The sequence below is a fragment of the Pseudomonas sp. M30-35 genome, assembly GCF_002163625.1.
In the GTDB taxonomy this organism is placed as follows: Bacteria; Pseudomonadota; Gammaproteobacteria; order Pseudomonadales; family Pseudomonadaceae; genus Aquipseudomonas.
In genome coordinates, this window is sequence record NZ_CP020892.1 from 51,825 (window position 1) to 75,744 (window position 23,920).

A 23,920-nucleotide genomic window follows, 5' to 3' on the forward strand; every position below is an offset into this window, starting at 1 on the left:
ATTGAATAACAAAAAGGCCAGCCCGTATTACCGGGCTGGCCTTTTTGTTTGCTGACCGAAGGCGCGTTACACCAGAGCGGGTTGTGGCTCTGGCTCACGGCGACGACGTTGCAGCCAGACCACCAAGGCAAACAGCAATAGCCCAGGTATCCACATGAACTCTTTCTGCCAACGCTCGGTCGGGGCACGCACTAGCAATATCTGCTGGTCGAACTCTAGACCTGCCTCAGCAGCAGGGCTGCCGAAGGTGACGTTGTCGATGAGTACCTTGTCGCCATCCACATAGGTTTGCAGGCCCAGTTTGGCCAGGCGCTCCTCGCCGGTTGCACCTTCAGGTACTGGCAGCAGGATGGAGAACTCGCGTGGATCACCCACCGCATCTTCACCGCGAATGCGCATGCGCAGCTTACTGCCTTCGTCAACATTGCCCAGCGCCTGTGAGAACTCGGCCGGGGCGATGGTGCGATACGGATCGTGCACGATGTCCATCCAGAAGCCAGGACGGAACAGGGTGAATGCGATCAGCAGCAACAGAATGCTTTCGTACCAGCGGCTTTTAACCAGGAAGTAACCCTGGGTGCCCGCCGCAAATATCAACATGGCTCCCGTTGCGACAATAAAGATCAGCACGCCGTGCCAGAAGTCGACATTGATCAACAACAGGTCAGTATTGAAGATGAACAGGAACGGCAACGCCGCCGTTCTGAGGCTGTAATAGAACGCGGTGATACCGGTCTTGATCGGGTCGCCCTTGGACACGGCAGCCGCCGCGAACGAAGCCAGGCCGACTGGCGGTGTCACGTCAGCCATGATGCCGAAGTAGAAGACGAACAAGTGCACCGCAATCAGCGGCACGATCAAACCGTTCTGTTGGCCGAGTGTAACCACCACGGGTGCGAGCAGGCTTGAAACTACAATGTAGTTGGCGGTAGTCGGCAAACCCATGCCGAGGATCAAGCTGAAGAAGGCGGTGAGCACCAGCATCAGCAGCAAGTTACCCATCGACAGCAACTCAACCAGATCCGCTAGAACCAGACCGACGCCGGTTTGCGAAACGGCACCGACGATAATGCCCGCCGCAGCGGTGGCAATACCGATACCAATCATGTTGCGTGCACCGGCAATCAGGCCTTCGCGCAGGTCAATAACGCCATCTTTGAAAGTGCCATGCTCATGCGTGCCATCGGTGCGCAACCAGCTCAGCAGCGGGCGTTGCGTCAGCAGGATGATGGTCAGCATTACGCTGCCCCAAAATGCCGACAAACCGGGTGATAGGCGTTCGATCATCAAACACCAGACCAGCACCACTACCGGCAGCAGGAAGTGCAAGCCACTGAGCAATACCGCACGGGTTTTAGGCAGTGTTTCCAGCGGTGCATCAGGGTCTTCAGGTGGCAGCGGCGGAACGCTCGAAGCAATCTTCAGCAGGCCCAGATAGACCACCGCCAACAGCACGCTAATGCCGGGCAGGGCGTATTCACCCAGCGCAGGTTTGAGCCAGCCCAAACCGTAGTAGACCACCAGTGAAATACCGGAAATCAGGGCAACACCGAATGCAAAACCGGTAATACGGCGCAACCAAGGCTTAGGCACATGCCCACCAATCGGCTGCAGGCCAAGCTTGAGTGACTCAAGATGGACGATATAGAGCAGGGCAATATAGGAAATCGCTGCAGGCAGGAAGGCGTGCTTGATGATCTCGACATAAGACATGCCGATGTATTCAACCATCAGAAACGCTGCTGCACCCATCACCGGCGGCATGATCTGGCCATTAACCGAGGAGGCCACTTCGACTGCGCCGGCTTTCTCTGCGGAAAAACCGGTGCGTTTCATCATCGGAATGGTGAAGGTGCCAGTAGTGACTACGTTGGCGATCGAGGAGCCGGAAATCATCCCGGTCAGTCCCGACGCTACAACCGCTGCTTTCGCCGGGCCGCCACGTAGATGTCCAAGCATGCTGAACGCCAATTGGATGAAGTAATGACCAGCGCCAGCGCGCTCAAGCAAGGCACCGAACAGCACAAACAGGAATACGAAACTGGTGGACACTCCCAGGGCGATGCCAAATACACCTTCGGTGGTTATCCACTGATGGTTGGCCATTGCGGTGAAACTGACCCCGCGATGCGCCAGTAAGCCCGGCATATAAGGCCCGGCCAGACTGTAGATGAGAAACAGCAAAGCGATAATTGCCAGCGGCGGGCCAAGGGCTCGACGTGTGGCTTCGAGCAGCAGTGGAATACCAATGCACGCCGTTACCAGGTCGGCGGTGGTTAAACTTCCGGGGCGTTGTGCCAACTGCTGATAGAAAATAAACAGGTAGGCCGCACTGGCCGCCGCTATCAGCCCCAAAGCAATATCCATTGCCGGGACATAATCACGCGGTGACTTTTTAAAGGCCGGATACGCAAGAAACGCCAACAGCAAGGCAAATGCCAAGTGAATGGCTCGGGTTTCAGTATCGTTAAGCACCCCAAAACCGAAAATGAACGGTAGCGGCGATGCAATCCAGAGCTGAAACAGTGACCACAACAGCGCTAAGCCGGTGATTACTGTCGCCATCGCTCCAATTGGCAAGCGCGCGCCAACATCCTGGGCAATCAGTTCTTCAGTGGATAGTTGTTTTTCATCCATGGAGTGGAACCTGCATTCAAGAGTTCATCAAACAGCAAAGCCCGCAGCCATTAGCTAGCGGGCTTGCTTCACGTAAGGCTAGTGAGAAAGAGCCCTAACCAAAGGCGGTTTGCGCGCTCTTGGTGAGTGCGCAAACAACCGGCCGATTACATCCAGCCGCGTTCTTTGTAGTAACGGATCGCGCCTTCGTGCAGTGGAGCGGTGAGGCCAACTTTGATCATGTCTTGTTCTTTCAGGTCGGCAAATGCAGGGTGCAGACGCTTGAAGCGATCAATGTTGTCGAATACCGACTTAACCAGTTGGTAAACCACTTCTGGATCAGCTTTAGCTGTGGTCGAAAGAACTGCTTTACCACCGATCGACTGAGTTGGGGCATCGCTGCCTTTGTACATCCCGCCTGGGATTTCAGCTTTGGTGTAGTAAGTCTTCTCAGCCAACAGCTTGTCGATGTCCGGGCCAGAAACTGGAACCAGTACCGCGTCAGTTGTGGTGGTGGCTTCTTGAATTGCACCGTTTGGATGACCCACAAAGTAGGTCATTGCATCAATGTTGTTGTCACCCAAAGCAGAAGCTTGCTCAGCAGGTTTCAGCTCAGCAGCCAGCGAGAACGCCGACTTGTCCCAGCCTTTAACGCGCATGATTTCTTCAAGGGTGTCACGCTGACCGGAACCTGGGTTACCGATATTGACGCGCTTACCTTTGAGGTCATCAACGGTTTTGATATTGGCGTCACGGCGGGCGAGGATGGTGAAAACTTCGCTTTGCAGGGAGAACACTGCACGGATGTCTTCCATCGCGCCTTCGGCTTCAAATGGCGGCAAACCTTTGAGTGCTTTGAACTGGTGGTCAGACTGCATAATGCCGAAGCTGAACTCACCGCTGCGCAGGCCGTTGACGTTTGCTACGCCACCGCCGCTGGCAGGTGCATTGCACTTGATACCGTGATCAGCATTGCCACGGTTTACAAAGCGGCAAATTGACTGACCAGCGACGTAATAAACGCCTGTCTGGCCACCCGTGCCGATGGTGATGAATTTATCTTCGGCCTGGGCCGCGCCACTCAGAGTAATGCCTGCGAGTGCTGCCGACAGAACCCATGCTAAGGATTTGCCTTTCATGGGGAGTTCTCCTTTCTTGGTTATTGTGATCCCTCTATGCCTTTTGAGCGTAGCGGAAGGATGAAAGTTTAACCGTTCTCGAGCCCTATGCACGGGACAATTCGTTTCTGCGCTTTTTTGGAGCGAACGTCCAGCATAATAGCTGGATAAGCAGAGCTGAATATGTCGTGGTTATTTGGGCTATCGCAAAGCTGTTGCATTGGGCAAAATCCCTAGCATGCAAACACCTTCAGTTTCCCATGATCATGCCTCCGTCAGTGCCAGCATCACCTTGGCCGTGTTGCATGCTGCTGTCCGCCTTGGTCTGGAGCGTGAAGCTCTATTGGTGAGTTGCGGCCTGACAGAGGAGCAACTTGTAGACCCGGATGCCCGCGTGCCTTTCACCATTCAGGAGCATCTCTGGCAGTTACTTGGTAGCAGCTTGCCTTTGGCTGAGCCCGGGCTTGCGATTGGGGTCAACCTGGCGCCAGGGCCGTTCAGCGTGCTCGGTTACCTGCTGCAAAGCAGCCAAACCTTGAATGATGCGCTTAACGTCGGTATGCGTTATCAACGCCTTGTGGGTGAGGGCGGTGAGATGCATATGCAGGAATTGGCAGAAGGCCTGCAGATACAGTACCGGCCCTTGCATCCGAGTTTGCCCGCCACGCGTACCCGAGTGCTGGCACTGATGGCCTGCTGGGTGCAGATGTTTAATCCGTTAATTGAGGATTTTCATCTGCTCAGCGCGCAGTTTGCCCATGAGCAACCCGAAGACCTCAGCCCTTACCAGCAGATATTTGCCTGTGACTTGCAGTTTAATTGCGCTGAGTATGCGGTTGTCTTGCCCCACGATTTACGCAGCGCCAATCTGATCCAGGCCAACCAGCCGCTAGAGGGTTTACTCCGCCAGCACGCTGAAGCCTTGCTTGCGCGCTTGCCCAGCCAAGGCTTAAGTACTCGGGTGGTGGCGCTGTTGGGTGAGCAATTGGCCCACGGTGAGCCGCATCGTGGTGAGCTGGCCCGCGCTTTGAATCTCAGCGAGCGCACGCTGCAGCGGCGTTTAACCGATGAAGGTTGCAGCTATCAGCAACTCCTCAATGACACCCGCAGACAGCTTGCCGAACGCCATCTGAGCAGCGGCAAGCTACCGGCTGCCGAGATCGCACTGCTGCTGGGGTATTCTGAGCCCAGTGTGTTTTTCCGAGCGTTCCGCCAGTGGACAGGTTTGACCCCCGGCGAATATAGAGCACGGCACAACAGCCCTGGCCGCTAAGCCGCAGGCTGGCCGATACCGCGAGCTTTGATAAAGGCCAGAAACGCTTCACGGCTGGTGTAGCGCGGGGTATAGCCGAATATATTTTTCAGTCGGGCATTTGCCAACACTGGGCGATAACGTAGAAAGTCAATTTGCTCAGGGCCATATTGGCTGAGCCCCAAAGGCTTGAGAATGCCCAGTACGCTTTTAATCAGCAGCGCTGGTAAAGGTCGATAGGGTTTGCCAAGCAAGACGGCGATTTCGCGCAGGGTTAAAGCGCCATCACCGGCCAGGTTAAAGATACCTTCAGCTTGTTTTTCCAGGCCTTGGCAGATGATGTTGATAACGTCCTGGTCCCAGATGAACACGAAGCGGCTGTCGCTACCCTTAACGCCAAGGACTGTGGGTTTATTGAACAGGTCGGTGATCTGATTGTTCATCTGTTTGCCAAGTATGGTTCCCGCCCTCAGCACAAGCTGCTTGAGTTGCGGGTTTTTCTCACGAGCCTGGGCCAGCATCACTTCTACTTCACGCTTATGTTTGGCGTAGGCAAAATGGTCATGTCCGCGTAGCGGCTGGTCTTCGTCTATCCATTCGGCGTTGTTGCAGGAGTAGCCATAGGCTGCACCTGAACTGGTAATGATCAACTGTTCGACCGCCTCGCTGACGGCGGCATCAATTATTGTGCGTGTGCCGCCCACATCAATGGCTTTTAACTGTTGGTCGGTCATGCCGCGGGGCGGCGTCACCACTGAGGCGAGGTGCACAATCGCCTGGGGTTTCCAGGTGGAGATACAAACTTTGACCTCTCGCGACTTACTGATGTCCAACTGCAGTAGCTCGACATTCATGCCCAGCCCAGTGCGGCTCTGTGGCCGTATATCTGCTGCGATGAGCGTCCAGTCCGGATGTTGAACCGATAATTGGCGCAACAGCTGCTGACCAATAAAACCAGCAGAACCAGTGATTAAAACGCGCATAACACTCTCCAAGGAACGACAATTATGACTCTCCGCGACAGCCATCCATTGCTCTGTAACGTCTTACTCACCCGTACAGACTAGCCATAGCTAGCCGCGGTGACAGTGGCAATTCTAGCCACCGAAAGTGGCGAATCGCGACGCGAGTGTTATGCAGGTATGCTGGTAGAGAGCTTGTTAAGGGGGGCTTCATGGCGAAAACGTTTTTATTCAGCCTGGTTGCGGGTTTATGGCTACTCACGGGCACTAGCGCCAGTGCTGAGGACCATCTGCAGGTTGAGGGTTACGCACTCGAAAACGGCCTGCAGTTGCTACTTAAACCTACGGCTGAGCGCCAGCACGTCGCTATTCGGCTGATTGTGGGTGTTGGCTTTGACAACTTTTCATGTGCCCATAAAGAGCTTCCACACGTACTTGAGCACTTGCTTTTCAGCGGTATCGATAAGCACGACGAAGTAGATTTGGAAACGCAGATGCAGGCGTTGGGCGGTGAATGGAATGCGTACACGCGTGATACCGACACCACTTTTGTGATTGAGGCACCGGCTGAAAATCAGCGGGCTGTACTTGATCTGCTTCTGGCAAGCCTGACTCAAAGTCACTTCACCGAGAAAAAGCTTGAGTCTGCAAAAAAGGTCATCGAACACGAGAACGGTGGGCATTACTCCAATTTGCAGCGCCTTATCGACCAGCAAAATCTCAGCCGCGAAGCTAATCAGCAATTAGCCGTTGAGCTGGGCTTGGCCTGTACTGAGAAAAATAATGTCAGCCAACTCTCTCTGCAGCAGTTGGAGCAGCTGCAAAGCGATTGGTACGCGCCCAACAATATGACCCTGATTGTTGTGGGCGGGCTTGATCCACGGCTACCCGCATATCTGGACCGTCAATACGGTGCGATTCCGCCACACGACTTGCCGCAAGCCATCGAGTTACCCCAGGTTAGCCGCAAAGCCGAGCCGCGTCGTGAGCTAATAACCCGTCTAGTCGGTGAAAACGCCAGCCTGCACTGGATATTTCCAGAACCCTGGGTTGGCGCCAATGACTACGAGGTCTGGGAGCTGATCAGCGACTATATCGACTGGAAGCTCTATGAAACGCTGCGCATAGAACACAACCTCAGTTATGGCCCGAGCTCTGAGCGCAACGTTTTTGGTAGCACCAGTTTTTTCAGTCTCAATGGCACGTTGGAGCGCGGCGACCTTGATGTTGCTGAAGAGGCGCTGCGTGAGCTAGTCGCTACGCTGAAAAAAGACGGTCTGAATGAGAAAACCTTTTTGCGTTTGCAGACTGCCGCGGTCGCCAAGCAGGAGTGGGGTGTGCAAGGCAATAGTGCAATCGCTGATTACTACTGGGGTTCGCTCGCCGACTATGAAAATGGCCGTTTCCGTGATCCGGCCGAGCGCCTTAAGAACGTTACCTTCAAACAAGCCAATCAAGCCTTGAAGCAGCTGCTTGAACAGCAAGGTTATATCCGCATTGAGAAACCATTGCTCACCGCCAATGGTCTGTATCTTTGCTTGGCTGTAATGGCGGGTTTGCTGTTGCTTGCGTTCCTCGTCGGACGCTTGAGTAAACGCTCAAGCTGAGCTGGCGTATTGCATCGGATGAGCCAAACTGAATAGCGCAGCAGTATTGATTGCCAGTGCTTTGCAAGCGGCGTGTGGCTGAGTATCCTGCGCGCCTAAACAACCGTCTGAAGGGACTCAGTCATTTTTGAGGCGGCCATTGGCCTCATGATTTTTGCGAATGCGACCCTTCAATGCAAGCTTGGATGAACCGCCTTACCCCGCTCATTGCCTTGGCTCAACGGCATCCGGGCCTCATCGCGATTTTTGGTTTTTGCTCTGGCGTTGCCAGCTTCTTTTTAGTTAAGCGCCAAGCTGAGCTAGCGCAGGTCCTGGCGTTGGTGATGCTGGTGAGCTGGTTGTGGCTGGTGCTCGGAAGCCTCTTGCGCGCGCAGATCGCCAAATGGTTCGGCTTTAAAGTCCCGCTGTCATTGCTGCGCTATGCGACCCAGTTGATCCACCAGGAAAGCCTGTTCTTTGTCCTGCCATTCTTTTGGATTACCACGACTTGGAACAGCGGCCAGATGCTGTTTAGTGGCCTGTTAACGGTTGCTGCTTTGGTCTCGATCATTGACCCGCTGTATTACAAATGGCTTGCGCCGCGTCGTTGGCTGTACCTGATGTATCACAGCCTGACTTTGTTCGCGCTGCTGCTAACAGCGCTGCCTATCGTGTTCAAGCTGACCACTGAGCAAAGTTACGAGCTGTCGCTGGCTATCGCCGCGCTGTTGTCCTTTCCGAGCCTGATGGGGATCATCACGTTCCAGCGCTGGTGGCGGGTCTTGTTACTTGTCGGTGCAACGTTGCTGTTGGTTGGGTTCGGGTGGCTGGCACGGGTTTGGGTACCGCCGGCAACCTTGTGGCTCAATGAAGTGGCGGTGACGACTGAGTTTAATGATCAAGAGCGCGCGCCAGGCAAGAGTCTTGATGAACTGAGTGTGGCTGAGCTGCGAGCTCAGGGCTTATATGCTTACACCGCGATCAACGCGCCGCGTGGCCTCAATGAGCGTATTTATCACGTGTGGCGGCACAACGGCCATGAAGTCGAGCGCATTGCGCTGGACATCCATGGCGGTCGGGAAAAGGGCTATCGGGCTTGGACGCACAAACAGAACTTCCCGGAAGACGCTACCGGGAAGTGGCAGATCCAAGTCCTCACCGAGGCCGGACAAATGATCGGTGTGCTGCGTTTTCAGGTTGAGCCCTGAATGAATATACGGTGCGTAAGACCGCGGATTAGCTCGGCTCTGACTCGGTAAACACCAAGCGATTGCCGAAAGGGTCATGCACGGTCATATCTCGCGAGCCCCACGGCGTGGCCTCGATGCTTGGCCGGGCGTTGGCATACTGTTTAGCCAACAGCAGTTGCTGATAAGTATCTAACTTAGAGGTTTCGATACGCAGCGCAGCGCCCGGGCAGCAGTCGCCATGGTGTTCTGAAATATGCAGCAAGCAACCGTCTTTCGATACCTGCATATACAGCGGCAGATCTTCGCTGAAGCGGTGTTCGAAATCGAGCTTGAAGCCGAGAAAGTCGAGATAGAACGCCTTGGCTTTGGCAGCATCAAAGCTACGTAGAATGGGTATTGCTTGTTGTAAAGCCATAATCGTCACCTTTGAATAATTAACCAAAGAACCAGTAACATACGCTGATTGCCGCAATCACTCCGGCAAGCTCCGCCAACAAGGCGCAGCCAACAGCATGGCGCACCCGTTGGATGCCCACCGCGCCAAAGTACACCGCCACTACATAAAAGGTTGTCTCGGTGCTGCCTTGAATGGTCGCAGCCACCAATGCAGGGAAACTGTCGACGCCTTGGCTTTGCATGGTTTCAATCAACATTGCCCGCGCCGCACTGCCAGAGAACGGTTTGACCATCGCCGTGGGCAGTGCTTCAACAAAGCGCGTGTCCCAGCCCGCATAGGTAAGTAACCAGCGGATGCCGTCCAGGCCCATATCCAGCGCCCCTGATGCGCGCAATACACCGACCGCACAGAGCATCGCCACCAGATACGGCAGCAGGCTTTTGGCAACGTCGAAACCTTCCTTGGCGCCCTCAACAAACTCTTCGTACACCGCTACTTTCTTGTAGGCGCCCAAGACCAGAAACAGCAATACCACGCCGAACAAGGTGAGATTGCCGACCAATGATGACAGGGCGGCCAGCGCTGTTGCGCTCATGCCGCCGAGCACCGTCATAAACGCGCCGAGCAACAGTGCCGCCGGCAGTAGATAAGCCAGCACTACAGGGTCCCACACGCGCAGCCGCTGCATCGCTGCGACCGAGAGCAGGCCGACCAGACTCGAGGCGCTGGTAGCGAGCAGGATTGGTAGAAACACCAGGGTTGGGTCGGGTGCGCCTTGTTGGGCGCGATACACAAAGATAGTGACCGGTAGCAACGTCAATGACGATGCATTGAGGACCAGGAACAGGATTTGTGCGTTGCTTGCCACGGTCTTGCTCGGGTTGAGCTCTTGCAGCGAGCGCATGGCCTTGAGGCCAATTGGCGTGGCTGCGTTGTCCAGCCCCAGGCCATTGGCGGCGAAGTTCATGGTGATCAAGCCAAGAGCAGGGTGACCGCGTGGTACTTCTGGCATAAGCCGCGCAAATAGCGGGCCGAGCATTCGTGCCAAGGCATCGACCAGTCCGGCTTTTTCAGCAATTCGCAGCATGCCCAGCCACAAGGTCAAGGTGCCAAACAGCACAATCATGACTTCGACCGATAACTTGGCCATGGCAAACAGGCTTTCGACCATCGCCGCGAACACCGCAGGATCATCACCAATCAGCCAGCGCGACACCCCGGCGACAGCAGCCACGATAAAAAAACTTAGCCACAGGCCATTGAGCATGCTCGGTCTCCCTCGTTCAGTGCGCGAATAATAACGCGCCTTAAGGGCGACGGGGTCAGCATATGAGTCATGGGTGAGAAGTTACTGCGTTGCGGTTGAGACGACCGGCGCTGTGATCAGCGCCTTGGCCTGCATTGCCGCGGGGAGCGGCATGCATCGGTTAGTACCAGTTAGGATCTTTCTTCAGTTGCTCTTGCAACATCTGTTTAATCCCTTCATCTGGTTCGCCCAGCCACTCTTGTGTGGCGTACTTGCTTGGGGCTTTATCTTTCGGCAAGGCCTCAGGCAGCTGTACGTAGAGGGCGTAAGCGTCGTCTTTGTCCCAGCTGAAAGCAACATACAGACGTTGGTTCAAGCAGTTTTGCGCCTCACATATCTGGCCAACCAGGAACTTGTCGCCATCTTCTTCGAGGGCTTTCATCGGCGGTGCAACACCGTCGAGATTCATGATCCACTCTGGCAAACGTTCTTGGTGCTCAACTAAATCCTGCCAAGTTTCCTGGTATTGCGGATCAGTTTTAAGCAGTTCGTTGAGGTGAAATTCGGTATCAGTGTCAGCGGCCAAGGCCGCTGCACTGCCGCCAAACATCAGGGCGGCAGTGAGCGTCTTGAGAACGTTCATAGTGGCTCCTTTATGCATGTGCTGAATCCTCAGTGCTTGACCTTAAAGGTCAGCCCCGTGGACGACGGCCCATGATGAACGAGACAACGAAGAGCACCAGGAACACAATGAATAGAATCTTCGCGATACCTGTTGCGGTGCCTGCGATACCACCGAAGCCTAATACTGCAGCGACAATGGCGATGATCAGAAAAGTAATTGCCCAGCTTAACATGGCGTTTCTCCTTGATTTTAGTGGGTCCGGCGGTACATCAGTTGTTACTAACCAAGAACATTGCAGAGGTTGTGCCAGCCTTGGTAAAAAATAAAATTCAGCTAAAACAGTGACTTAGAAACAAATGGTGAATGCTTGAAGCGTGCATCCTGCATGGTTGGTCTTCTGGCTCAGGCGTTTTGCACGATCAGCCTGGTCAAAAAGCGGAGCGTCCCTGCTCCCCCATCACACACTTACTTACTGGATCGATTGCTTCAGGTTGCGCATGCGGTCATGGCATGCACGCACTTTCGGCATCTCTACAGCAAGTAAAGCTTTGACATCGGGCTCTGCGTCTTTGAGTGCATCTTCAAAGGCATGCAGGATTCGGTCTTCGGCTTCTTCGAGCTGGGAGACATAAGTAGCCTCTTCATCGCTCGATAATGTGGCGCGTGCGTCGGCGTAAACCTCACGCATCTTGCCCATCATGGTGCCGCCGGTTGCCGGGGTTGTATCGTTGGCCGCAACTTTGACTGCCAGCGCCTCGATGATTTGCGTTTTCACGGTTGAAAGATCACGAAACATGGTCTGTAAACGGACATCTTTCACTTCAGTGATCGCATGCTCGTAAAAGCGCTTACCGTCACGGGTAATTTCGATCAGTTCGTTCAGCTGTGCTGTTTTAGTGCTCATGTGTATCTCCTTCCATTTGACGGCTGATCGGTTGACCAGCGTCTAAAATCTGTACGTTTAGTGGTGCGCGACCAGTGGTGCGCGACTAGTGGTGCGCGACTAGTGGTGCACAAAATTAAAGGTGCGCGATACGTGAGTTAGCCTTCGATCCGCAGGGCATCGGCATCAACGCCACGTACGCCGCGAATGTCACGTGCGGTTTCAACCGCAAGGCTTTTGGCGGCACTGCTCAATACCGTGCCGCTTAACTTGACTACGCCCTCGTTGGTCTCAACATTGATGGCGAATGCATCAAGGTTGCGGGTGTAGACGAAGCTCGACTTAACTTTGCTGGTGATCCAGGCATCGCTAATGGCTGCGCTGGCATCGTTAGCAGCGTTTTTTGCTTCGGTTGCAGTGCTGTCGGCTTTACTGATGCTCAGGTGGTTGAACACCTCACGTACACCTTCGGTGTTTGTAGCCAGACGACCAGCCAGTTCCTTGGCGGCAGGGGTCTTGGCGTTACCGCTGAGCGTGACGGCGCCTTCTTCGGTTTTAACGCTGATATCCAAGCCTTCGGTGTTGGTGTTCCAGAGCAACTTGGACTTCACCGTGGCGGTGATTCCCGCATCATCTAAGCGGTTGGCCAAGGTTTTTGAGTCTTTGCCCTTAGGTTTGACGTTGTTGTCGATTTTGAGTTGGTTATCGACTTTTTTGATACCGTCGATACTCAGTGCAACCTGCTCAGCAAGATCGCGCTCAACTTTGCTTTCAACGGTACCGGTCAGAATCGCGGTGCCGTTTTCAACCTCGTTGTCGATGCTGAAAGGGTTAAGATGACGATTCAGCGCCATTGCGGTCCAGATCGAGCCTTCTTGACGTGCTTCGCTCAGCTCTTGGCTCACATCTGTTTCTGCAGCATTGGCTGCCAGTGGGGTCAGGGCAAACATGCCAACTGAAGCCGCTGCCAATACCAGGGTTTTTAACGTGTGCATTTTGTTCCTCCGTACTCTGTGCAAGCAGTCCGCGTTAGGCGGTTGTTGGAAGGAACATCGCAAGCCCTGTGCCAGCTTTTTGAAAAATATTTATTTGTTATAAAACAAAGGCTTATATATTAAATAGACAAGGTGCCAGCATGCAGCCTGCAAGATGCGGCCATACTGGCCGTGCAACTTGCACGGTTTCACATTGACTAATTTTACGTACACCTTGGAATGGAGCCTTTAATGGACGCAGTAGAACCCAAAAACGGTCGTATTTTGTTAGTTGATGATGAGTCAGCAATTCTGCGCACCTTCCGTTATTGCCTTGAAGATGAGGGCTATAACGTTGCTACCGCCAACAGTGCTGCGCAGGCCGAAGCGTTGTTGCAGCGACAAGTGTTTGATGTGTGCTTTCTCGACCTGCGTCTGGGCGACGATAACGGCTTGGATGTACTCACGGTAATGCGCGTGCAGGCGCCGTGGATGCGTGTAGTGATTGTGACCGCGCATTCGGCGATTGATACCGCCGTGGATGCAATGCAGGCGGGTGCTGCGGATTACCTGGTTAAACCCTGCAGCCCTGAACAACTGCGTGTGGCCGCGGCTAAGCAAGTGGAAGCCCGGCAGTTGGCGGTGCGCCTCGAAACTCTCGAAGGTCAGGTCCGCAAGCGAAAAAACGATATCGACTCCAGCAGCCCATCGATGATGGCTGTGTTGGAAACAGCGCGACAGGTGGCGGTTACCGACGCCAATATTCTGATTCTCGGCGAGTCGGGCACCGGTAAAGGGGAGTTGGCGCAGGCTATTCACCGTTGGAGTCGGCGGGTCAAAAAGAGCTCGGTGACTATTAACTGTCCGTCGCTGACGGCCGAGTTGATGGAAAGTGAATTGTTTGGCCACACCAAAGGGGCTTTCACCGGTGCCAGCGAGAGCACGCTGGGCCGGGTTAATCAGGCCGACGGCGGCACACTGTTTCTCGATGAGATCGGTGACTTCCCGCTGAGTTTGCAGCCTAAATTGCTGCGCTTTATCCAAGATAAAGAGTACGAGCGTGTGGGTGACCCGGTCACTCGCCAGGCGGATGTGCGAATTGTCGCCGCGACCAACCTCAATCTTGATGAAATGGTTCGTGAAGGACGTTTTCGTGAAGACTTACTCTACCGACTTAATGTCATCACCTTGAAATTACCCGCCTTGCGCGAGCGCACTGAAGATGTGTTGGCCTTGGCTGATCGCTTTCTGGCTCGCTTCGTCAACGAGTACGTTCGGCCAGCGCGTGGCTTCAGTGAGGAGGCGTTATCGGTGCTGGCCAATTATCCTTGGCCTGGCAACATCCGTGAGTTGCGTAACGTAGTCGAGCGCGCGAGCATTATTTGCCAAGAAGAGTGGGTGCAGGTAAGTCACTTGGGGCTTAGCGAGGGGAGCAATAATCAGGCGCCCCGTGTTGGCGGAGCGATGAGTCTTGAGGAGCTGGAGAAAAGCCATATTGCGGCAGTTATGGCCAGCAGCGAGACCCTCGATCAAGCAGCGAAGTCACTCGGTATTGACGCTTCCACCTTGTACCGCAAACGCAAGCAGTACGATTTATGAAACTGCGCACCCGGCTATTCATCAGTGGCAGTGCGCTGCTGACTGTGGCGTTGATTGGTTTGATTTTTGGGATGATCAGCGTCTGGCAGATCACCCGTGTGCAAAATCAGGCGATGACTCGCAACCTCGATATCATCAATGCCACTCTCGGGTTTCGTCAGGAGATGGGCACACAGGTGATCTTGCTGCTTGAAGATGAGCTGGATGCGCTGGCGATTAAAGAATCCAACATTCGCTTTCACAATTGGCTGGCCATTGCCAGGCAATACAGTGTGACGGAAGAAGACCGTCAGGCGGTTGCTGAAATTGCTCGCGCCTATAAATTGTTCGGCAAGCTGCTCGACTCACCGGCCAACCTGCGCAGCAACCTGCTGCATGACGATCATTTTGCCCACGCGCTGCAACGTCTGCGTGACCTTATCAATGGGGTACAACTGCGTTACGTTGATGCGGTGCAAAATGCGCAGAAAGTCTCGCGAGAGAGAGCAACGGTGGTCACGGCATTACTCGGCTTGATTGGGCTGGCCTTACTGATCATTGGCTTTATTACCGCACATAGCATCGCTAGGCGGGTGGCTCAACCGATTGAGGCTCTGGCCAGTGCGGCTGACCAGATAGGCCAGGGTGATTTGCAAATTTCTCTGCCACAGTCCCCGGTTGACGAGCTTGCGGCCTTGAGTCACCGCTTTGGCCTGATGGCTGACTCCTTGCGCCAATTCAAGAACAGTAATGTTGCCGCCTTGATGGCTGAACAGCAGCGTTTACAAGCGGTGCTCGACAGTATCGACGACGGTCTTTTGATGTTTGATCGCAACGGTTTACTTGAGCACTTCAACCCGGTTGCTGGGCGCCAGCTTGACTGGAGTCATCAACGCATCGGTGAACGTCTCGATCAGGCGCTACAAAAAGAGGGATTCAACGCGCAGATACAGAGTGTTTTGCAGGGTAAGACATTGAAGTCTGCACTCGACGATTTGCAGGTTTATGCACAAGGTGAAAATCGTTTGCTGAGCTATAGCCTGACTCCGGTCAGCCAGGCGCAAGGCGGCATTCTCGGTGCGGTCATGGTGTTGCGCGATGTCACCAAGCAGCGTGCATTTGAGCGTGCGCGCAGTGAGTTCGTACTGCGTGCTTCGCATGAGTTGCGCACGCCGGTTACAGGCATACACATGGCTTTTGCGTTGCTCCAAGAACGGCTCAAGTTTGACCCGCAATCACGCGAGGAAGACCTGATGCAAACAGTGGACGAGCAGATGCAGCGGCTCGTTGACCTGATTACTGATTTGCTGAATTTCTCGCGCTATCAAAGTGGTGTGCAGAAGCTTGAGCTGGCCCCTTGCAACTTGGTTGGTCTGGTCAGTCAAGCCGAACAACGTTTCGCCCGTGAAGCGGCTGAAAAAGGTATTAATTTACTCTGCGAAGCTGATGAGCATCTGCCTGAGGTGCCGCTAGACCGTGGCCAAATTGACCGTGTGCTCGACAACCTGATGGCTAACGCCTTGCGCCATACTGACGCTGGTGGTGAGATTCTGCTGAATGTGCAGATTGAACATGAAGCTCTGATCATCTGTGTCAAAGACGATGGCGACGGCGTGTTGTTTAGTCAGCAGTCACGGATATTTGAACCCTTTGTCCAGGTTGGCAAACGTAAAGGCGGGGTAGGGTTGGGGCTGGCGCTGTGTAAGGAGATCGTGCAACTGCACGGTGGCCATATCAGCCTTGAATCGAAACCGGGTGAGGGTGCGCTGTTCTGCATCAACTTGCCGATTCGTTCACTGGAATAATGAGCGTGATAAAAAATGCCGGATACCCATAAGAGGTATCCGACATTCAAGCGTAGCTGTAAGCCAGTTCAGCGCAGTACGGGATCAAATTTAATCCGTCGACCTAATGCTAGCGCCAGGGTTGTAGCACACAGCGAAAGCGCGAATGTGCATTTAAGCACTGCGCTGCTCTCGGCGCCGGAAAAAACATCCAGCAGTAAAACCGTACCGCTTAAAACAGTCAGAACCAGTAACCCCAATGCAGTCTTTGACATAACCCCTCCGGTGCACGTTACTCGTTACGTGCTCAAACAAATATTCGGTCAGTGCGCCTCACTTGTACCAACTGTCACAGCGGGTACTGGCGCCTGATGGATTCGATAATGTTGGTTTGATGATGCAGTGGCTTAAAACACCCAGCGTTGGTTGGCGTTGGGTGTTAGCTCGACTTGCAACGGTGCCTGCTGCTCATCTGCATCCGCCGTGGGCAAGAAAGCGGCAGTGCGTGCTGCAGAATTGGCAAATGACTCGTGCTGAAAGGTTTTTGGCGCTGACGGCACTTGGATCTGGGCGTTAACCTTGGCGCCGGTATCAAGAGTCGGAGCGGTTGATGCAACTGCACCGCTGATTACAACTGCTGCAGCACTAAGCAAGTTCAGTACAGTATTCATCGCGGTTGCACCCTATTTAATATTTTAATGATGCAGGGTGTTTTGCAGGCAGCGTGCCAACTGACTTCCATGATTAATTTGTTATAAATCAATAAGTTACAAGTCTGCTATGTGCTGCGCAGATTGCAGTTTGCATGATTGCTCATTGCTGGCATTGCAAATTGCACGACCCGCCTGATTTTTTGCCTTGATCCTCAGCTATCACTGGGCGAAGTGCTTGCCTCCAATGGCAAGGTAACCGCAAACATGGCACCTTCACCTTGCCTACTCGCAACGCTGATCTGCCCCTGATGGGCAGTGACAATTTGCTCCGTGATAAACAGTCCAAGCCCCAAACCTTGCGCAGACTGGTTGGTGTTGACCCGTTCAAACTGTCCGAAGATACGTTGCTGGTCCTGCTCGGAGATTCCCACGCCGTGATCCTGTACCTGCAGATAGGCAAATTGGTTGTCGGCGAACACCCGCACAATAATTGGCTTCTTGGCGCCGTAACGCATGGCGTTGGTCAGTAGGTTAATGATCACCTGCTCAATTCGAAAAGCGTCCCAGTTGCCGACAACCCCGGTGGCAATGTCGCTGCTCAGCGTGCAGCCAGATTCATTGAGTTGAGCGCTGTAGCGATCCAATACTTGCTCGGTTAAATCGCCAAGATCAACCTGTGCTCGCCGTATCGACAGTTTGCCGGTGCGAATTCGTGATACATCGAGAATGTCTTCGATCAGGCGAATAAGACTGGTGATTTGCCGCTCATCACGGCTGTTCATCGCCAGCAAGCGATCCGCGGTGAATGCCTGCATATTGCCGCTTTCAAGGTGCATTTTGCGCAGTTGATTATCGAGGATCAGGCCATTAAGCGGCGTGCGCAGTTCGTGAGAAACGATCGACATAAAGTCATCACGCATGCGTACCGCAAGCTTCAATTCCTCTTGTGTACAGCGCAATTCACTGAGCAGGGTTTCTTGCTCGCGACGGCCCTTTTCAAGCGCATTGACCTGAATATTGATGGCTTGGCGTTGGCGGTCCAGGTCGGCGAATACCGCAACCTTACTGGTCACAGCCTGTACATCCAATGGTTTTTGCAGGAAGTCCACCGCGCCGGTCTCGTAGCCTTTGAAGGCATAGTTGAGCTCACGGCCAGCAGCGCTGACAAACACGATTGGGATGTTCTTGGTTTTCTCAGTACCACGCATTAACTCAGCGAGTTCGAAGCCATTCATGCCGGGCATCTGGATATCAATAATCGCCAGGGCAAACTCGTGTTGCAGCAACAGGCTAAGTGCTTGTTCACCGCTCTTGGCGTGGAAAATCTGCCGACCTTCGCCGCGAATCAAAGCGTCGAGTGCCAGCAGGTTCTCTGGGATGTCATCGACGATCAGTAGTTTTGTAATGATCTTGCTCAGCATGCTTAAGCCGTTTCCATTTCAACGAGCAACGCTCGAATTTCCGCCAACCCGGCGACTACGTCTGGCTGATGCAGGGCCAGCGCTGCCAATGGCATGGTGGGTACATGTGCATCTTGTGGGTCTTGCACGACAGTAAAACCGCCAAGTCGCTTGATTGTTGCCAAACCTGAGGCGCCATCCTGATTGGCGCCCGTCAATAAGATGCCTGCCAGATTGGCGCCATAAGCATCAGCCGCAGACTCAAAAAGAATATCAATCGAGGGGCGTGAAAAGTACACCGGCTCCTCGCGGCTATAGGAAAAGCTGTGGTCAGCCTCAATCGACAAATGGTAGCCGGGTGCAGCGAAGTACAACGTACCCGCTTCCAGTGGCTCAAGGTTCTCGGCTTCTTTGGCGGGGAGGCCCAGGCGTTTGCCCATGACTTCTGCCAGCGCGCTATTGTGGTTATCCGGTAGGTGTATAACCACGGCAATGGGCAACCTGGGGTGAGCAGGCAGGTTGGCAAAAATGGTCAGCAAGGCGCTTACGCCCCCCGCAGATGCGCCGACTACCAACGCCTCGATAGTTGTCGGGTGTTTGGCCAGCGCGGCTTGCCAGTGGCTCTGGATCATAGTTTGCGAAAAACCCGATCGGCTCTGCTCAGCGCTTCGAAGCTGTGCACATAAGTTGAGAAATCGATGCTTTCCTTGCTGCCCAAACCGAGAAAACCACGGTGACACAGCGACTCATGGAATAGACCGAGTGCCCGGTCTTGTAGCGACTTGTTGAAGTAGATCAGCACATTGCGGCATGACACCAATTGGGTTTCGGCAAACACGGTGTCGGTGGCCAAACTGTGGTCAGCGAAGGTGACGTTGGCGCGCAGTGATTTATCGAAAATCACCCCGTCATATGCGGCGGTGTAATAGTCAGAAAAGGCCTTGAGTCCGCCAGCTTTCTGGTAGTTTTCGGTGTAGCTGCGAATGTTGTTTAAACCAAATATGCCGCGTTCGGCACGCTCCAGTGACACTGGGTTGATGTCGGTCGCATAAATGATTGACCGCTCAAGCAAGCCTTCTTCCTTGAGCAAAATCGCCATTGAATATACTTCTTCACCGGTGCTGCACCCGGCAATCCAGATCTTTAACGACGGATAAGTGCGCAGGAGTGGCAGTACGTTCTGACGCAGTGCCAGAAAGTAGCTTGGGTCGCGGAACATCTCGCTGACCGGAATCGTTATGTATTGCAGCAACTGTATGAACATGCCAGGTTGATGCAGCACTTTTTCTTGCAGAGCAGAAATGCTCTGGCATTCGAGCTGTACCAATGCATGACGCACGCGGCGCTTGAGCGAAGCCCCGGAGTAATCGCGAAAGTCGTAATTATATTTGAGATAAATCGCCTCGATCAGCAGGCGCAACTCAATATCGTGGGTACGCTCAGGTGCCATCAAATACGTTCCAGTTTGGGCATCCACACCCGGATCAAGGAGAACAACCGTTCGAGATCAATCGGCTTGGCCAAGTAGTCATTGGCGCCGGCTCGCAAGCAGCGATCCTGGTCATCCTTCATTGCCTTGGCAGTCACCGCAATGATCGGTAATTTGCGCCAGCGCGGGTCTTTGCGAATGATTTCGGTGGCTTCATAACCATCCATTTCCGGCATCATAATATCCATCAGCACCAGGTCGATGTCATCAAACTGGTTAAGCTTTTCAATCGCCTCGCGGCCATTGCAGCCAACCTCAACCACAGCCCCTTTTTGTTCAAGGGCATTGGTCAGGGCGAAGATATTACGCACGTCATCATCGACCAGCAGGATGCGCCGTCCTTCGAAGACTTTGTCACGGTTGCGTGCAGTTTTAAGCATGGTCTGGCGCTCTGTGGATAACTGCGACTCGACCTTGTGCAGGAACAGCGTGACTTCATCAAGTAGGCGTTCCGGAGAACGCGCGCCTTTGATGATGATCGACTTGGAGTATTTCATCAGGTCTGTTTCTTCGTCTCGGGTCAGGTTACGCCCGGTGTAGACGATGACCGGAGGAAAGGCGCGGATATCTTCAGCAGACATGCGTTTAAGCAGTTGATTGCCCTGCATGTCAGGCAACTTGAGGTCGATGATCATGCAGTCGAACACCGTCGTGCGCAGCAGGTCGAGTGCCTGCTGGCCAAACTCGACTGCGGTGATCTCAATATCGTCATCACCAATCAGATGGCTGATGCTCTCGCGTTGTAGGGCATCGTCTTCAACCAGCAGCACACGCTTAACTTGTTGCGAAAGCTTGGCTTCGAGCTTGGCAAATACCGCCTTGAGGTGTTCACGGGTGGTGGGTTTGACCGCATAGCCAATGGCACCCAGCTGCAAGGCCGCTTCAATACGGTCTTCAACTGAGATCACATGTACGGGGATATGGCGGGTCAGCGGGTTGTTTTTCAGGCGCTGCAATACCGTAAGGCCGGAAGCATCGGGCAGACGCATGTCGAGCAAGATGCCTTGCGGCAACAATTTCGAAGCCAACTCCACGCCTTCGTCCGCGCCATGGGCGACCAAGCAGTTGTATTCAAGCTCGTGGGCCAGGTCATAGAGAATCTGTGCGAATTTCGGCTCATCCTCAATCACCAGTACGCAGCGCCCAGCTTCTGGCAGCTGCTCGCGGTCATCGGCAAAGCGTGGCAACATCACCGGCTCGGTCACAACCGGCACGGGCACAGATGCCTGAGCAATTTTTATTGGCTGTTGTACAGGCGTTGCAGCTGGACCTGAATTTAAGTCCGTTAGTGCGTTGGCAGCTGTTTCGTCATAGGTTTCCGGTAGCAGCAGGGTAAAGGTGCTGCCCGCTCCTGGTGTGCTGACGATGCTGATCGAGCCGCCGAGCAATGCCGCGAGGTCACGTGAGATCGACAGCCCCAGTCCTGTGCCGCCGTAGCGCCGGTTGATTGCGCCATCCGCCTGGCGGAACGCTTCAAAAATGCTTTCTTGCTGATCTTCGCGAATACCGATGCCTGAGTCTTCAACGGCAAAGGCAATACCCGCGCCCGGCTGGCGACTCACGGTCAGCGTGACACAACCTTTTTCTGTAAATTTGATCGCATTCGACAGCAGGTTTTTCAGGATCTGCTCAATACGCTGCTGGTCGCTGAAGATTTCATCCGGCACTCCAGCCAGTAACTCGATAGTGAACTCAAGATTCTTGTCATTGGCCAACGGCTCAAAGACATTGCGCATGCCTTCGATCAGACGTTCGAGCTTCACATCATGCAGGCGAACTTCAAGCTTGCCTGCTTCAACCTTGGAAATATCAAGGATGTCATTGATCAGGTTGAGTAGGTCGTTGCCTGCTGAGTAGATCGACTCGGCAAACTTGGTTTGCTCGGCAGTCAGGTTGCCCTGCGGGTTGTCAGCCAACAGCTTGGCTAAAATCAGCGAACTATTAAGCGGGGTGCGCAGCTCGTGCGACATGTTGGCGAGGAACTCAGACTTGTAAAGACTGGCGCGTTGCAGCTCTTGCGCGCGCTCCTCAAGCAGCACCTGCACACGGCCCAGCGCAGTATTGCGTTCGTCGAGGGTGTCACGTTGCTCCGCTAGAATTTGCGCCTGATCTGCCAGTTGCTCGTTGGTTTGCTCAAGCTCAGCCTGTTGAGTTTCAAGGTATGCCTGTGATTCCTTGAGTACTTGCGATTGCTCTTCAAGCTTCTCATTCGCGGTGCGCAACTCTTCCTGCTGTACCTGAAGCTCTTCGTTTAGCTGCTGGGTTTCTGAGAGTATTTCTTGCAGGCGCTGGCGATTGCGCACCGAGTCAATCGAGGTGCCAACCGGCTCGGCGATCAACTCAAGGAACTCGCTGACGCGTGGTGCAATCGGCTGTAAAAAGCCCAGTTCGAGCACGCCATTGACCGAGTAACCGTTGCTGATCGGCAGCAGCACAATACTCACCGGCGCAGTACTGCCCAGCCCGGAGCTGACTTTTAGGTAGGCGTTCGGAAGGTTATCCAACTGCAGCAGTTTATTTTCGCTGGCAGTCTGGCCAACCAACGTCTCATTACTGGTGAAGTTCTGCTCAGCATTCTCCAGCTCCCGGCTGAAGCCATAACTGGCGATGCGGCTAATATCGCCCTGTTCCGAGCGCACGTAGAAAGCGCCAACGGAAGCGTTCAGGTAAGCGGTTAAGCAGCTCAGTACATTGCGGCCTAGCGCCTGTAAGTTTGCCTGCCCGAGAACTTGTTCCGCCAACAGGCTTTGGCCGCTGCGCAGCCACGCCTTGTGCTCAATGATCTCGGTACTTTGGCGCTGCTGGTCGAGAATTTGTGCATGTTGCGCCGCCAGTCCAAGAAGATCGCGACGTCCAAAATAGGCCAGTAAACAGCTCAGCGTCAGGCTGCCCAATATGTAGAGCAACACATACAAGGTTACTGAGTCGTTGACTTGCTGGTTGCGCTGATGACGGCGCTGCTGCTCGATTTGGATAAAATTGTCATATTCTTCACGGGCGCTGTCGGTAATGTGCTTGCCACGGCCTGAGCGCACAGGGTTTCTGATGTCGGCATTTTCCTGACGCAATTTGATCAGCCCCGTCGCGTAACGATCCCAATCCTCATGCAAGGCTTGAATGCGTTCTAAGCGCGCACTCTGATCCGGATCATCCTTGAGCATTTTCTCGAGGTTTTCTAGCTCAACTTTGATCAGAGGCCGAGCTTCTTCGTAAGGCTGCAAGAAGTCGTTTTCACCGGTGATCAAGTAACCGCGCAGCGATGTTTCCAGGTCAATCGTCAGTTTGATTGACTGGCTGGCGCTGCTTATCACCTGATCGGTATGGTCGACGGTTTTTTGCGTGTTGATCAGGTAGGCAATCAAACCAATAAAAAATACAGCAGTGGCTAAACCGATAACGAGTGGCAGCGCAATATTGCGGCGAACGAGCTGGCGAAAACTCTGTTCGCTGTTGGGTGCTGACTTGGTCATGGTTTGCCCCAGGCTTAAAAATTCAGATTTTGCAGTAATATGCGTTAATAATCATACTTAAGAACAGTGACTAATTAGAAAATACGAGAACCACGCCAAGCCCTTTTGAAGGGGTTGGCTCGCGCAGATCAGAGCATGACAAAGCTGCGCAAGCAGTTGACGCCAGCGCAGTTCGTTTCACTGAAGACTCTAACCTACAAATAAACTTCGCCACTTGGCACAAACGACAAGGCCCGCATATGCAAAATAGGACCGACGCCTTCAGCGGAAATCTGCATACCATTCTAGTGGTTGAAGATGATGCGGTGGTCAGAGCTTTGACCCTCGAAGTGCTTGAAGCGTTCGGCTATCAAGTATTCGGTGCTGAAGATGGTGGTACGGCCTTGAGTATTTTACGCGGCGAGCAAGCACTGAACCTGTTGATGACCGACATTGGCTTGCCGGATATCAGTGGCCTTGAGCTGGCCGAGCAAGCCTTGACATTACGCCCTGGTATTGCGGTTTTGCTTGCTAGCGGTTACGACACCCAAGAGCATCAAAGTGTGCGCAACATGGCGGGTAATGGCGCAGTTGCGACTATCACCAAACCCTTCCAGCTGGATCAATTGCGCAGCGTCCTTCAGGCAATGCTTGGCTAATAACGCGCGAGAACTGTGCACTTTGCTGGCAGTCGCCCCATAAGCCAGATCAATTAGCC

At 53.8% G+C, this 23,920-nt stretch carries 21 protein-coding genes; 6 read left to right on the forward strand and 15 right to left on the reverse strand.

Translation table 11 applies throughout. The features are described 5' to 3' along the window. Positions 1-66: 66 nt before the first annotated feature. Entirely contained in the window at positions 67-2,637 is a 2,571-nt protein-coding gene (locus B9K09_RS00220; protein ID WP_087514889.1) for a TRAP transporter permease, read from the reverse strand. A 146-nt stretch (positions 2,638-2,783) separates the two neighbouring features. Further along, complete coding sequence (locus B9K09_RS00225) at positions 2,784-3,755, reverse strand: TAXI family TRAP transporter solute-binding subunit (RefSeq protein WP_087514890.1); 972 nt, start codon at positions 3,753-3,755, stop codon at positions 2,784-2,786. A 217-nt stretch (positions 3,756-3,972) separates the two neighbouring features. Here B9K09_RS00225 and B9K09_RS00230 point away from each other — a divergent pair, with 217 nt between their 5' ends. After that, positions 3,973-5,007 carry an AraC family transcriptional regulator gene (locus B9K09_RS00230; RefSeq protein WP_087518913.1) on the forward strand — a complete coding sequence of 345 codons (1,035 nt, stop codon included), beginning with the start codon at positions 3,973-3,975 and terminating at the stop codon, positions 5,005-5,007. Here the strand turns inward: B9K09_RS00230 and B9K09_RS00235 are convergent. Then, positions 5,004-5,969: an NAD-dependent epimerase/dehydratase family protein gene (locus B9K09_RS00235; protein WP_087514891.1), complete on the reverse strand. Its 966-nt coding sequence runs from the start codon at positions 5,967-5,969 to the stop codon at positions 5,004-5,006. The two genes, B9K09_RS00230 and B9K09_RS00235, sit on opposite strands and share 4 nt — an antisense overlap. Positions 5,970-6,160: 191 nt before the next feature. Here B9K09_RS00235 and B9K09_RS00240 point away from each other — a divergent pair, with 191 nt between their 5' ends. Further along, positions 6,161-7,555 carry a pitrilysin family protein gene (locus B9K09_RS00240; RefSeq protein ID WP_087514892.1) on the forward strand — a complete coding sequence of 465 codons (1,395 nt, stop codon included), beginning with the start codon at positions 6,161-6,163 and terminating at the stop codon, positions 7,553-7,555. Positions 7,556-7,728: 173 nt separating this feature from the next. Beyond that, entirely contained in the window at positions 7,729-8,742 is a 1,014-nt protein-coding gene (locus B9K09_RS00245; RefSeq protein ID WP_087514893.1) for a DUF5924 family protein, read from the forward strand. A 28-nt stretch (positions 8,743-8,770) separates the two neighbouring features. On the opposite strand, the gene B9K09_RS00250 is transcribed toward B9K09_RS00245, so the two are convergent. From B9K09_RS00250 to B9K09_RS00275, 6 genes are all read right to left on the reverse strand, one after another. Further along, positions 8,771-9,139, reverse strand: a complete 369-nt coding sequence (locus tag B9K09_RS00250; protein WP_087514894.1) for a glyoxalase superfamily protein — start codon at positions 9,137-9,139, stop codon at positions 8,771-8,773. Positions 9,140-9,158: 19 nt separating this feature from the next. Further along, on the reverse strand, positions 9,159-10,388 hold the full coding sequence (locus B9K09_RS00255) for a nucleoside recognition domain-containing protein (protein ID WP_087514895.1): 1,230 nt from the start codon (positions 10,386-10,388) through the stop codon (positions 9,159-9,161). Between the two features lie 160 nt (positions 10,389-10,548). Then, entirely contained in the window at positions 10,549-11,010 is a 462-nt protein-coding gene (locus B9K09_RS00260; protein WP_087514896.1) for an inhibitor of vertebrate lysozyme family protein, read from the reverse strand. 49 nt (positions 11,011-11,059) lie between these two features. Continuing rightward, the gene (locus tag B9K09_RS00265; protein ID WP_087514897.1) at positions 11,060-11,224 is read right to left on the reverse strand and encodes a DUF1328 domain-containing protein; all 165 of its coding nucleotides are present in this window, start codon (positions 11,222-11,224) and stop codon (positions 11,060-11,062) included. Positions 11,225-11,461: 237 nt separating this feature from the next. Continuing rightward, a complete protein-coding gene (locus tag B9K09_RS00270) occupies positions 11,462-11,896 on the reverse strand; it encodes a PA2169 family four-helix-bundle protein (RefSeq protein WP_087514898.1) in 435 nt (144 codons plus the stop codon). A gap of 137 nt (positions 11,897-12,033) precedes the next feature. Beyond that, positions 12,034-12,870: a BON domain-containing protein gene (locus B9K09_RS00275; RefSeq protein WP_087514899.1), complete on the reverse strand. Its 837-nt coding sequence runs from the start codon at positions 12,868-12,870 to the stop codon at positions 12,034-12,036. Positions 12,871-13,101: 231 nt separating this feature from the next. Between B9K09_RS00275 and algB the strand changes: the two genes are divergently transcribed. Continuing rightward, a complete protein-coding gene (algB, locus tag B9K09_RS00280; RefSeq protein ID WP_087514900.1) occupies positions 13,102-14,448 on the forward strand; it encodes a sigma-54-dependent response regulator transcription factor AlgB in 1,347 nt (448 codons plus the stop codon). Beyond that, on the forward strand, positions 14,445-16,232 hold the full coding sequence (locus B9K09_RS00285) for an ATP-binding protein (protein ID WP_087514901.1): 1,788 nt from the start codon (positions 14,445-14,447) through the stop codon (positions 16,230-16,232). Before algB ends, B9K09_RS00285 begins: the two co-directional genes overlap by 4 nt. A gap of 68 nt (positions 16,233-16,300) precedes the next feature. On the opposite strand, the gene B9K09_RS22885 is transcribed toward B9K09_RS00285, so the two are convergent. The 6 genes from B9K09_RS22885 to B9K09_RS00310 form a co-directional block, all read right to left on the reverse strand. Next, on the reverse strand, positions 16,301-16,486 hold the full coding sequence (locus tag B9K09_RS22885) for a PA3371 family protein (protein ID WP_305882885.1): 186 nt from the start codon (positions 16,484-16,486) through the stop codon (positions 16,301-16,303). Positions 16,487-16,618: 132 nt separating this feature from the next. Continuing rightward, entirely contained in the window at positions 16,619-16,882 is a 264-nt protein-coding gene (locus B9K09_RS00290; protein WP_087514902.1) for a hypothetical protein, read from the reverse strand. 194 nt (positions 16,883-17,076) lie between these two features. Then, on the reverse strand, positions 17,077-18,285 hold the full coding sequence (locus tag B9K09_RS00295; RefSeq protein WP_087514903.1) for a hybrid sensor histidine kinase/response regulator: 1,209 nt from the start codon (positions 18,283-18,285) through the stop codon (positions 17,077-17,079). 2 nt (positions 18,286-18,287) lie between these two features. After that, a complete protein-coding gene (locus B9K09_RS00300) occupies positions 18,288-18,896 on the reverse strand; it encodes a chemotaxis protein CheB (RefSeq protein ID WP_087514904.1) in 609 nt (202 codons plus the stop codon). Continuing rightward, on the reverse strand, positions 18,893-19,714 hold the full coding sequence (locus tag B9K09_RS00305; protein ID WP_087514905.1) for a protein-glutamate O-methyltransferase CheR: 822 nt from the start codon (positions 19,712-19,714) through the stop codon (positions 18,893-18,895). The genes B9K09_RS00300 and B9K09_RS00305 overlap by 4 nt, the downstream gene beginning before the upstream one ends. Continuing rightward, entirely contained in the window at positions 19,714-23,223 is a 3,510-nt protein-coding gene (locus B9K09_RS00310) for a response regulator (RefSeq protein WP_087514906.1), read from the reverse strand. Before B9K09_RS00310 ends, B9K09_RS00305 begins: the two co-directional genes overlap by 1 nt. 239 nt (positions 23,224-23,462) lie before the next feature. Here B9K09_RS00310 and B9K09_RS00315 point away from each other — a divergent pair, with 239 nt between their 5' ends. Further along, on the forward strand, positions 23,463-23,861 hold the full coding sequence (locus tag B9K09_RS00315; RefSeq protein ID WP_087514907.1) for a response regulator: 399 nt from the start codon (positions 23,463-23,465) through the stop codon (positions 23,859-23,861). Positions 23,862-23,920 lie beyond the last annotated feature (59 nt).

What these genes read in the sequence shown, in the direction of transcription:
- B9K09_RS00220 (WP_087514889.1), bottom strand. Translation starts at nt 2,637, where the DNA reads ATGGATGAAAAACAACTATCCACTGAAGAACTGATTGCCCAGGATGTT.
- B9K09_RS00225 (WP_087514890.1), bottom strand. Translation starts at nt 3,755, where the DNA reads ATGAAAGGCAAATCCTTAGCATGGGTTCTGTCGGCAGCACTCGCAGGC.
- B9K09_RS00230 (WP_087518913.1), top strand. Translation starts at nt 3,973, where the DNA reads ATGCAAACACCTTCAGTTTCCCATGATCATGCCTCCGTCAGTGCCAGC.
- B9K09_RS00235 (WP_087514891.1), bottom strand. Translation starts at nt 5,969, where the DNA reads ATGCGCGTTTTAATCACTGGTTCTGCTGGTTTTATTGGTCAGCAGCTG.
- B9K09_RS00240 (WP_087514892.1), top strand. Translation starts at nt 6,161, where the DNA reads ATGGCGAAAACGTTTTTATTCAGCCTGGTTGCGGGTTTATGGCTACTC.
- B9K09_RS00245 (WP_087514893.1), top strand. Translation starts at nt 7,729, where the DNA reads ATGCAAGCTTGGATGAACCGCCTTACCCCGCTCATTGCCTTGGCTCAA.
- B9K09_RS00250 (WP_087514894.1), bottom strand. Translation starts at nt 9,139, where the DNA reads ATGGCTTTACAACAAGCAATACCCATTCTACGTAGCTTTGATGCTGCC.
- B9K09_RS00255 (WP_087514895.1), bottom strand. Translation starts at nt 10,388, where the DNA reads ATGCTCAATGGCCTGTGGCTAAGTTTTTTTATCGTGGCTGCTGTCGCC.
- B9K09_RS00260 (WP_087514896.1), bottom strand. Translation starts at nt 11,010, where the DNA reads ATGAACGTTCTCAAGACGCTCACTGCCGCCCTGATGTTTGGCGGCAGT.
- B9K09_RS00265 (WP_087514897.1), bottom strand. Translation starts at nt 11,224, where the DNA reads ATGTTAAGCTGGGCAATTACTTTTCTGATCATCGCCATTGTCGCTGCA.
- B9K09_RS00270 (WP_087514898.1), bottom strand. Translation starts at nt 11,896, where the DNA reads ATGAGCACTAAAACAGCACAGCTGAACGAACTGATCGAAATTACCCGT.
- B9K09_RS00275 (WP_087514899.1), bottom strand. Translation starts at nt 12,870, where the DNA reads ATGCACACGTTAAAAACCCTGGTATTGGCAGCGGCTTCAGTTGGCATG.
- algB (WP_087514900.1), top strand. Translation starts at nt 13,102, where the DNA reads ATGGACGCAGTAGAACCCAAAAACGGTCGTATTTTGTTAGTTGATGAT.
- B9K09_RS00285 (WP_087514901.1), top strand. Translation starts at nt 14,445, where the DNA reads ATGAAACTGCGCACCCGGCTATTCATCAGTGGCAGTGCGCTGCTGACT.
- B9K09_RS22885 (WP_305882885.1), bottom strand. Translation starts at nt 16,486, where the DNA reads ATGTCAAAGACTGCATTGGGGTTACTGGTTCTGACTGTTTTAAGCGGT.
- B9K09_RS00290 (WP_087514902.1), bottom strand. Translation starts at nt 16,882, where the DNA reads ATGAATACTGTACTGAACTTGCTTAGTGCTGCAGCAGTTGTAATCAGC.
- B9K09_RS00295 (WP_087514903.1), bottom strand. Translation starts at nt 18,285, where the DNA reads ATGCTGAGCAAGATCATTACAAAACTACTGATCGTCGATGACATCCCA.
- B9K09_RS00300 (WP_087514904.1), bottom strand. Translation starts at nt 18,896, where the DNA reads ATGATCCAGAGCCACTGGCAAGCCGCGCTGGCCAAACACCCGACAACT.
- B9K09_RS00305 (WP_087514905.1), bottom strand. Translation starts at nt 19,714, where the DNA reads ATGGCACCTGAGCGTACCCACGATATTGAGTTGCGCCTGCTGATCGAG.
- B9K09_RS00310 (WP_087514906.1), bottom strand. Translation starts at nt 23,223, where the DNA reads ATGACCAAGTCAGCACCCAACAGCGAACAGAGTTTTCGCCAGCTCGTT.
- B9K09_RS00315 (WP_087514907.1), top strand. Translation starts at nt 23,463, where the DNA reads ATGCAAAATAGGACCGACGCCTTCAGCGGAAATCTGCATACCATTCTA.